The sequence below is a fragment of the Flavivirga jejuensis genome, assembly GCF_030540765.1.
Taxonomy (GTDB): Bacteria; Bacteroidota; Bacteroidia; order Flavobacteriales; family Flavobacteriaceae; genus Flavivirga; species Flavivirga jejuensis.
Genome location: NZ_JAUOEL010000004.1, coordinates 563,689 through 571,894, shown reverse-complemented (window position 1 = coordinate 571,894; position 8,206 = coordinate 563,689). Strand labels below are relative to the sequence as shown.

Sequence of the window (8,206 nt, the reverse complement as noted above, 5' to 3'; positions counted from 1 at the left end):
AATCTTACAAGATAAAATTACAGAGATGGTTGATCAACTCGAGCCAGAGTTAGTTAAATCTATTACTGGATATGAATTATACACTAAAACATTTTTTGAGTATTTTTAAATCAGAAACGGTATAATTGTAAACACATTTTCGTTATCAATAATACATTTTAAACAAAAAAAAGCCTTCAATTTCTTGAAGGCTTTAATTTTATAAATGATTTGGAAAATTATACTTTCCCGTCCATTTTATCTTTAAGAGCTTGTAAAGCATCATTAGCATCACCTAAAGTTGGTTTTGCTTCTGCTGCTGCCGTAGCTGCTTTCTTAACTGCTGCTTTAACGTTTGCAACCTCTTCAGCTTTAAATACAGCTGTATGAGATGCTACTACACGTTTAAACTCTTTATTAAATTCAATGATTTTGAATTCTGCAGTTTCATCTTTCTTAAGTTTACTTCCATCTTCTTTCTCAAGATGACGAGAAGGCACAAATGCAACGATATCTTCGTTAAACTCAATAGTAGCTCCTTTATCAACAATCTCAGAGATAGCTGCATTATGAACAGTTTCTAAAGCGAATTCTGTTTCATATTTATCCCAAGGATTATCAGTTGTTTGTTTGTGACCTAAACTTAATTTACGTCCTTCAACATCTAACTCTAATACAATAACATCTAACTTATCTCCTACTGCACAGAACTCAGATGGATGTTTGATTTTCTTAGTCCAAGATAAATCTGAGATGTAAATTAATCCATCAATACCTTCTTCTAATTCAACAAAAACACCAAAGTTTGTAAAGTTACGTACAATACCAGTATGTTTAGATGCTAATGGATATTTCTCTGTAATATCTGTCCATGGATCTGGAGTTAATTGCTTAATACCAAGAGACATTTTACGATCTTCTCTATCAAGAGTTAAGATAACTGCTTCAACCTCATCTCCTACAGAAACGAAATCTTGAGCCGAACGTAAATGTGTAGACCAAGACATTTCAGATACGTGAATTAATCCTTCAACACCATCAACTACCTCAATAAATGCACCGTAATCTGCAATAACTACAACTTTACCTTTTACTTTATCACCTACTTTCACCTCTTCTGCAAGAGCTTCCCATGGGTGTTTACTTAATTGTTTTAATCCTAATTGAATTCTTGATTTGTTTTCATCAAAATCAAGGATTACAACATTAAGTTTTTGGTCTAATTCTACAATTTCGTTTGGATGATTAATTCTAGACCAAGATAAATCTGTGATATGAACTAAACCATCAACGCCACCAAGATCAATAAATACACCGTAAGAAGTAATGTTTTTAACAACACCTTCTAGTACTTGACCTTTTTCTAATTGACCAATAATTTCTTTCTTCTGTATTTCAATATCAGCTTCAATTAAAGCTTTATGAGATACTACAACGTTTTTGAATTCGTGGTTGATTTTAACAACTTTAAATTCCATTGTTTTATTTACGTACTGATCGTAATCTCTAATTGGTTTAACATCAATTTGAGATCCTGGTAAGAATGCTTCAATTCCGAAAACATCTACAATCATACCACCTTTAGTTCTGCATTTAACAAAACCATTAACGATTTCACCAGTATCATGAGCCGCATTAACACGATCCCATGCTTTAATAACACGTGCTTTTCTGTGAGATAATACTAATTGTCCTGTTGCATCTTCACGAACATCAATTAATACTTCTACTTTATCACCAATTGCTAAATTAGGGTTGTAACGAAATTCGTTTAAAGAAATAACACCTTCAGATTTTGCATTGATATCAATGATAGCATCTCTATCAGAAATGTGAACCACAGTACCTTCTACAACCTCATCATTAAGAGTGTCAACGAAATTTTCTGCTACTAATTTTTCAAATTCTTTAAGTTGTTTGTCATCAACCTCATCAATACCTTCTTGGTAATTGTGCCAATTGAACTCTTTTAAGAATTTTTCTGGATTTGCTTTCGCTTCAGAGATTACTGGAGCTTCTACTATTGGAGCATCTGTTGCTTCAACTTCAGCTTTTTTTTCTTTTTCAGCCATGTGCTGATTAAATTTTGTATTCTGTATGTTTTGGAAAATTTTATGCGATTAACACACAGAAGTGTTATATATAGATTTTATTTCATCCCTTTTATCTTTCCAATGATTCGCTAAAAGGAGTGCAAAAATACATTTTTTCAATAAAATAGCCTAATTTCAATACGTTATTTTAACTAACTGATTTTTAAGTCTATAATAAATTTCAAAAAAACTTATTTTTGGCATTCATTTTGTTATATTGTATTAATTAACAAAAATAAACTCACAACATTTATGACTATGAAAGCAAAATACCAATCAGTATTAGACTTGGGAGCATCTTTAAACATTCAAAATGGCGATGTACAAGAAGAAAATGGCATTTTAAAGGTTTCGGGGACAGCTAATACACCTTATGAAAAAAACCTAATTTGGGATAAAATAAAAGAAATTGGTGGTGAAAACCCAAGTGATATTGTAGCAGACATCAAAGTGGCCGATGAAAGTGTTTTTCACAGACATACTGTTAAAAGCGGTGAAACTTTAGGTAAAATAGCTGTGCAGTATTATGGTAAAGCGTCAAAATATCAAGATATATTTAAAGCAAATTCTGATATTTTAAAGAATCCAGATTTAATACATCCAGATCAAGAATTAATTATCCCAAATTTATAAATCTTAAATGGTTTATAAATAAAAACAAAAAAGACTATTAGGCAACTAATAGTCTTTTTTGTTTACTTCTCTTTTTATATTTTACGATGCAAATTCCAATCATAATCCAAATATACTATTTTAGTTTTTGCATTAATTTTAGCAGTTCCAGAATGTTTATTAATAAAATTTATCATCGTTTCTAAATTAGCAAAATCATCTTTATACCATAGAAAAGTTTTTGACAATTTACTTAAATTCACCCCTATTTGATTCTTTGTTGGGTCGTTCAAAAAATTACTGGTTGCTAATCCTAAATCACGTTCTACAGAATCATTTTCATAGGCTGTCCTTTTTAATACGGGCGATGATATTGCAGTTGAGTAAAGTGCAAAATGGATTCTAGGGTCTTCTAATTTTCGTAAAATCTCATGCTCTACATCATCTAGAGATATCTTTCCTCCAGCATAATCAATAACCTTTATGCTAAAGGCGTTTTGTACATAATTGATACTTTTAATAGGATAATGCTCAGATAATAGTTTTATAATATTAGCATTATAAAAATTAATCCAATATGCTTTTTTTTCACTTTTACTCCATCCGCTATTTGGAGATATTTTAGAAAAACTACGAGTAATTTTATTTAACTCATCTACATTTTTTAAGACTTTATCAAAATCCACAACGCCTTTAGAGGAGACGTGATCTTTTAAAAACTCATTATATGCTGTTAAATCGATTGTTTGCGAAAATCCATTTAGACAAACAAATAGTAATAGGGGCAAAATACTTTTCATTATAATTATTGTTTTGGTTAATATGAGATATTGAGTCGTCATTTTACAAAAAACTAACATACTAAATTATAATAATAGATACATTGCCATAGCCATTCACCCTGAATTTGTAGTAATTAAATTATAAATACAAATTTTATTCTATAGCTTCAAGTGTCATTTTAACTAAGTTTAAAAGCTTATCAAACTGCTCTTCTAATGTCATATTTGAATTATCAATTTCAATGGCATCTTTAGCTTTAAACAAAGGAGAGTCTTCTCTATTAGAATCTAAATAATCACGTTCTTGAACATTTTTTATAACGTCTTCATATTTAACCTCATCTCCTCTATTAATAAGTTCATCATAACGTCTCTTTGCACGTGTTTCTGCAGAGGCTGTCATAAATAATTTAAGGTCAGCTTTAGGAAAAACGACGGTTCCTATATCTCGACCATCCATAACTACGCCTTTATTTTTTCCCATTTCCTGTTGTTGTTCGACTAGTTTATGCCTAACTTCAGAAATAGCAGCTACCTTACTAACAAAACCAGATACCTCTAATGTTCTTATTTTTTTTTCAATATTAATGCCATTCAAATACACTTCAGCAAAACCGACAGACTTATTAAACTTAAAACTTATCTTAATTTTTGGTAACTGATGAATAAGCCCTTTAACATTAAAGCCATCATCGTTAATGAGTCCATTTTCCATAGCATAATATGTAACAGATCTATACATAGCACCTGTATCAACATAAACATAGCCTAGATGCTTAGCTAATTGTTTTGCTACAGTACTTTTTCCTGTTGATGAAAATCCGTCTATTGCTATAGTAATCTTTGGCATAAATATTAAGTTTGTAATGCCAAAAATACTTAAAATGCTAAAGAGAAAAACTAATAATTTAAATTAAGTTTGCTTTAAGTACTTATTACTTTAGTTCTTTAAATGAATGCATCTTGACTTATTATTGTAAATCTATTTGTAAACCAAAAAAGTTTGAATTAGCAGCACTTGTATATTTTGCGTGTGTATAGCTAAAGCGCATTTTATTCATTTTAATTGAAATACCTGCTGATAATCCCGAGAAATTACGCTGATCTATAATTCGTAATTCTTCACCTCTACGAAAGTTATAACCAAGTCTTATATTAAAACCACCTTCTGGAAATATTTCTGCTCCAAGAATGGTATGTCTTATTACTTGTCCTAAAAAGCCAATCTTTTCGTCTGTTTGATTACCTGATAAATCACTAACCGCTCGAGCAGGATTTGAACTAGCTATTGGCCATTGTTGTAAATTCTCTAACGTAACATGCCAACGAATTGGTACATTTTCTAGCTTTTGAGACATGCCAAAATCGACTTCAAACGGAAGACGTTCTCTAAGATCTGCATAAGTAGTTATTTGAGCACCTAGGTTTCTTACAGCTAGAGCTGCAATAAAATCTAAATCTTTATTAATATACAACAAGCCAAAATCTGTAGCAACACCGAGCGAATTATATTGTTCTAATTTTGATGTAATTAGTTTTAAATTGGCACCAATATAAAAATCGGAAAAACCTATTTGAAGTGCATACCCGATAGATAAAGCCGTTTCGTTCCCTGAAAATGTCCCAGTACTATTCCCGTTTTCATCATAACCATCAAACGAACCGTAATTAATATAAGTAATTCCTGCATGAAATGTTTGTATACGCCTATTTATAGTAGATGCATAAGCAACTGTTCCGTAACTAATACCTCCTAAGTAACTTGTATAGTTTAGCGCCAACTGATTATCCATTTCAGCATTTATAGTTGCTGGATTATAAAGTGCTTGGGTAACATCGTAATCAACATTTGTTAACACTTTCCCACCTAATGCCGCCTGACGAGGCGACGATATCAAATTAAGAAATTGATAAGTTGTTTCTCCCCCAAGTTGCCCTATAGCAAGCGCACTATAAGATAAACAAAAAATAGTGATAATTTTCTTTAGCATATTTACGATACAAAGTAAGTAAATCTATCTTAAAACGATGGCAAATATCTTTTATTTTGTAATACTGCATAAAAAACCCCGAAATGAATCGAGGTTATGTTTATCTTATTTTAAAGTTTTTTAGCATGCTTCACTTTTTGGTCTGTAACGGCGATTTTAATAACATCACTCATATCTGTTACATAATGAAATGTTAAACCTTTAAGGTAATCAGCTTTTATCTCGTCTATATCACGTTTATTCTCTTCGCATAGTAAAATTTCCTTTATACGTGCGCGTTTTGCTGCCAGAATCTTTTCTTTAATACCTCCAACTGGAAGCACTTTTCCTCGAAGGGTGATCTCTCCTGTCATCGCTAAACTTTTCTTCACTTTCTTTTGCGTGAATAACGATACTAATGATGTTAACATAGTTACTCCTGCGCTAGGACCATCTTTTGGTGTTGCACCTTCTGGCACATGAATATGTACATTATAAGTATCAAAAATGGCAGAGTCTATTCCAAAACTATCTGCATTAGATTTGATATATTCCATCGCAATAGTAGCAGACTCTTTCATTACTTTACCTAAATTACCAGTAATACTAAGGGTTCCTTTTCCTTTTGATAAAATAGATTCTATAAATAGTATATCACCACCAACACGTGTCCATGCCAGTCCTGTTACTACCCCTGCTACATTGTTATTTTCGTATTTATCACGCTCTAATTTAGGCCCGCCTAAAACTTCAATAACATCTTCGTTAGAAATTTTAATATTATAATCTTCTTCCATAGCAATATTTTTAGCTGCATAACGCACCATTTTTGCTATTTGTTTTTCTAAACCACGAACACCAGATTCCCGCGTATATCCTTCAACAATTTTTTCTAACTGCGCCTTCCCTATTTTGATATGGCTTTCTGTTAAGCCATGCTCTTTTAATTGCTTAGGTAACAAATGGCGTTTAGCTATTTCTACTTTTTCTTCAATAGTATACCCCGTTACATTGATGATTTCCATACGGTCACGCAATGCTGGTTGGATGGTAGACAGACTATTTGATGTTGCTATAAACATAACTTTAGAAAGGTCGTACCCCATTTCTAAGAAATTATCGTAGAACTCATTGTTTTGTTCAGGATCTAAAACCTCTAACATGGCCGAAGACGGATCTCCTTGATGTGAGTTAGATAGTTTATCTATTTCATCTAAAACAAAAACAGGATTGGATGTGCCCGCTTTCTTCAAACTTTGAATAATACGCCCTGGCATAGCTCCAATATAAGTTTTACGATGTCCGCGTATTTCTGCCTCATCACGTAAACCTCCTAACGAAATACGAACATACTCCCTGCCTAAAGCTTCTGCTATAGATTTTCCAAGCGATGTTTTTCCAACTCCTGGAGGGCCATACAGACATAAAATAGGTGATTTCATATCGTTACGCAATTTCAATACAGCAAGGTATTCTATGATTCTGCGTTTTACATCCTCTAATCCAAAATGATCTCTATCCAGTACCTTTTTAGCGTATTTTAAATCGAATTTATCTGTACTAAACTCATTCCATGGTAAATCTAGAAACAACTCCAAATAATTACGTTGGATTGAGTATTCTGCAACTTGCGGATTCATACGTTGCATTTTTGAAATTTCTTTATCGAAATGTTTTGCAACTTCTTTGCTCCATTGTTTTTCACTTGCTCGCAACTTCATTTCTTCAATCTCTTCATCATGACTCACGCCACCCAATTCTTCTTGAATGGTTTTCATTTGTTGATGCAAGAAATATTCGCGTTGTTGTTGACTCATGTCCATTTGAACCTTAGACTGAATGTCATTCTTAAGTTCTAATTTCTGAAATTCAACATTCATGAACTTAAGTGTGGCTAGAGCACGTTTCTTAAGATCATTCATTTCTAAAAGCGATTGCTTTTCAGCCACCGATATATTCATGTTAGAAGACACGAAATTTATTAGAAACGAATTGCTTTCTATATTCTTTATTGCAAAAGAAGCCTCACTTGGAATGTTTGGACTCTCTTTAATAATTTCTAACGCCAAGTCTTTTATAGAGTCTATAATTGCAGAAAACTCTTTATTATTAACTGCAGGTTTAGCCTCTGCCATATCTCTAATAGTGGCATTCATATAAGGATCTTCCGTAAGAACCTCGGCTACTTTAAAACGTTTTTTACCTTGAATAATAACTGTTACATTACCATCAGGCATTTTTAAAACACGTAGTATTCTCGCAACAGTTCCTGTTTCGTTAATATCTTTTGCCGATGGGTCTTCAACAGACTCATCTTTTTGAGATACCACACCAATAACTTTTCCGCCTTTATTAGCGTCGTTTATTAGTTTAATAGATTTGTCACGTCCCGCTGTAATAGGAATCACAACACCTGGAAACAATACCGTATTTCTTAATGATAAGATGGGCAATGTTTCTGGCAATTCCTCATTATTTATGGCTTCTTCATCTTCTGGTGTCATTAACGGAATTAATTCTGAGTTTTCATCAAATTCCTGCAATGACAAACTGTCAAGGGTAATAAAATTAGATTTCTTCATATATACATTCAAGTCAATCTGTCATTAAAACAAAATTGATCATTTTTTACATTTATTTCTTAAAACATTAAAACCATGAAAATCAATTACTTAAAAACAAATAAAGAGATTCATTACTACTATAAATTCAATAGCTATGCCAGATGCTAGTTAAAAGCATTAAAAATTTCAGAAATGAATTTTTAAAG

6 protein-coding genes are annotated in these 8,206 nt (G+C 32.0%); 1 reads left to right on the top strand and 5 read right to left on the bottom strand.

The features are described from left to right. Positions 1-218 precede the first annotated feature (218 nt). Entirely contained in the window at positions 219-2,051 is a 1,833-nt protein-coding gene (gene rpsA, locus Q4Q40_RS13985) for a 30S ribosomal protein S1 (RefSeq protein ID WP_303302489.1), read from the bottom strand. Positions 2,052-2,324: 273 nt separating this feature from the next. Here rpsA and Q4Q40_RS13980 point away from each other — a divergent pair, with 273 nt between their 5' ends. Beyond that, complete coding sequence (locus tag Q4Q40_RS13980) at positions 2,325-2,705, top strand: LysM peptidoglycan-binding domain-containing protein (protein WP_303302488.1); 381 nt, start codon at positions 2,325-2,327, stop codon at positions 2,703-2,705. A 74-nt stretch (positions 2,706-2,779) separates the two neighbouring features. Here the strand turns inward: Q4Q40_RS13980 and Q4Q40_RS13975 are convergent, their stop codons facing one another. The 4 genes from Q4Q40_RS13975 to lon all read right to left on the bottom strand — a co-directional run bounded on the left by Q4Q40_RS13975 (position 2,780) and on the right by lon (position 8,018). Beyond that, the gene (locus tag Q4Q40_RS13975; protein WP_303302487.1) at positions 2,780-3,484 is read right to left on the bottom strand and encodes a DUF547 domain-containing protein; all 705 of its coding nucleotides are present in this window, start codon (positions 3,482-3,484) and stop codon (positions 2,780-2,782) included. Positions 3,485-3,620: 136 nt separating this feature from the next. After that, on the bottom strand, positions 3,621-4,316 hold the full coding sequence (cmk, locus tag Q4Q40_RS13970; protein WP_303302486.1) for a (d)CMP kinase: 696 nt from the start codon (positions 4,314-4,316) through the stop codon (positions 3,621-3,623). A gap of 121 nt (positions 4,317-4,437) precedes the next feature. Continuing rightward, complete coding sequence (gene porQ / locus Q4Q40_RS13965; RefSeq protein ID WP_303302485.1) at positions 4,438-5,457, bottom strand: type IX secretion system protein PorQ; 1,020 nt, start codon at positions 5,455-5,457, stop codon at positions 4,438-4,440. A 110-nt stretch (positions 5,458-5,567) separates the two neighbouring features. Beyond that, the gene (gene lon, locus Q4Q40_RS13960) at positions 5,568-8,018 is read right to left on the bottom strand and encodes an endopeptidase La (protein ID WP_303302484.1); all 2,451 of its coding nucleotides are present in this window, start codon (positions 8,016-8,018) and stop codon (positions 5,568-5,570) included. Between the last annotated feature and the right edge of the window lie 188 nt (positions 8,019-8,206).